Genomic DNA, 2,027 nt, shown 5'->3' on the forward strand with positions numbered 1-2,027 from the left:
AATCGAGTAGGCCCATGCGCAATTGCATGGGCCTCTCCCAGATCCGGACGTGCGGGTCATCGCATCCGGCTCCTCCAAGGTTATCCCCTCTGGAGACGATGTTCATTGTAAAGATCGACGAGTGAGCAAAGACCGATTTCCTGAAACCATTCATTGGGCATGGCCATATGTGCGTGCGCGCAACTGGAGTTGCGCCACGCCGTCATCCGAATCCCCGGCAGCTCTCCCTTGTATCCTCGTCGTCGCAGTACGCGGTGCATTTTACGTACCTTCCGCCAGCTTCTGAGCTGCACGGCCCTGAGTCGCCTGCGAATCCAGCCGTCCATCTCCCGAAAGAACTTGGCACCCCCACCATGCATGAAGTAGTTCGCCCAGCCTCGCAGATAGGGGTTCAGCGTCTTCTTCACCAGCGTTTCCACGTTCACCGTCTGGTTTCGCCGCGTAATCTCTTTAGCCCGTTCCTTGAACTTCCTCTTCGCCTTGTCCGACGGATATACATCATAGTCCCAGAATTTATACCCAAGGAAGGTGAAAGGCGTCTTCCGGCTGTCCATGATCTTCGTTTTATCCGGGTGCACCTTCAGTCCAAGTTCCGCCTCCAGAAAGGACACGACCGTTTTCAGTACGCGCTCTGCCCCTTTCTGCGACTTGCAGCAGATGACGAAATCATCGGCATAGCGCGTAAGGCGATGGCCACGCTCCGTCATCAGCTTGTCGAACGGGTGCAGGTAGATGTTGGCCAGAAGCGGACTAATGACGCCGCCCTGCGGCGTGCCTGTCTCATTCAGGTGGAAGCTTCCGTTCTCCAGTACACCAGCCTTCAAGAATTGCCGGAGCAAGTCCAGCACACTTCCGTCCACCACTTCTTCCCGTACGCGGTCCAACAGCTTCTCGTGCGGAATCGTATCGAAGTAGGCTTTCAGATCGGCGTCGATGACGAAGGGGTACCCTTCCAGCAGGTCCTTGCGGATCTTCTCCAGCGCCATATGCGCACTGCGTCCTGGCCGGAATCCGAAGCTGCAGTCGAGAAATACGTCTTCGAAGATCGGTTCGAGAATCCGCCTTGCCGCGGCTTGTGCAACCCGGTCACCCACAGTTGGGATGCCCAGTGGTCTCTGGGTTCCATCATCTTTTGAGATGTAGACGCGCTTTACCGGTTTGGGCCGGTACGTCTTCGTTCGCATTGCCTCGTGAAGGGCTCGTACGTTGCTCTCCACCTCAGATGCATATGCCTTCACACTCACGCCGTCCACACCCGCGGCTCCCTTGTTGCGTTTCACCTCGCGGAAGGCTTCCTCCAGATTCGGTATGGCCCAGATCTTGTCGATCAGGCTGAACCATTTGCGTTTCTCGCCGTTCCTTACTCCCTCGCGGAAGCGCATGACGCCTTGCGTCTTCTCCTCCATGTGTCTCTGCTTCCTTTCAAGCCCCGGCTGTGTAGCCTTATGGCAATGGGCCGGGCTTACTGGCGTTCGCCCCAGACGGTCTACCCGTTTGTTCGACCTCGGTTCTTCGCGCTTCGTGGCTCCCCGATTTCTGTCTGGCACATGGCGGTTTTTTTTCTGCACTTCTCTTCCCTCGGTTCAGGCTTCGCACAAGTCCCGGCCTTTTGGGTCCGGGCCTGCATCGGCAACTACGTGCCGATTCATCTGCCTTTGCGGCCTTTCGGGCAGACTTTCTCGCTACTATCCATCCTCTGACTTCTCACACGCCGTCACCTGTCCTTGACCATCGCGGTCTTGGGTAAGGCTTACCGCTGTTGGCGGAGCGATGAGACCTCCTTGGGTCACGTCAACCGACTTTCCCCCGAATCCAGTCCTCTTAACTTTCAGAGCCCGTGGTGGTATGGGACGTCCCCTTCTTTGGCAGGGTTGTCCGGCTCTGCCAGCCAGCATGGTTTAGCCGCCTGTTCCGGGTTTTGCCTTCCCATCCTCCGCACCCATCCTCACGGACTGAGCACTATGGGTCGGCTAGCACTTCCGCCACCTCGCGGCGTGCAGGGGACTTTCACCCCCGAGTCGATTGCG

1 protein-coding gene is annotated in these 2,027 nt (G+C 57.6%); it reads right to left on the reverse strand.

The window, feature by feature from the left end; all coding sequences use genetic code 11:
• Positions 1-80 precede the first annotated feature (80 nt).
• A complete protein-coding gene (ltrA, locus tag VE009_RS25795; RefSeq protein ID WP_325012770.1) occupies positions 81-1,406 on the reverse strand; it encodes a group II intron reverse transcriptase/maturase in 1,326 nt (441 codons plus the stop codon).
• Positions 1,407-2,027 lie beyond the last annotated feature (621 nt).

The sequence above is a fragment of the Paenibacillus sp. genome (genome assembly GCF_035645195.1).
Taxonomy (GTDB): Bacteria; Bacillota; Bacilli; order Paenibacillales; family YIM-B00363; genus Paenibacillus_AE.

Bases quoted from the DNA above. Each gene is read 5' to 3' on its own strand.
- ltrA (WP_325012770.1), bottom strand. From the start codon at position 1,406: ATGGAGGAGAAGACGCAAGGCGTCATGCGCTTCCGCGAGGGAGTAAGG.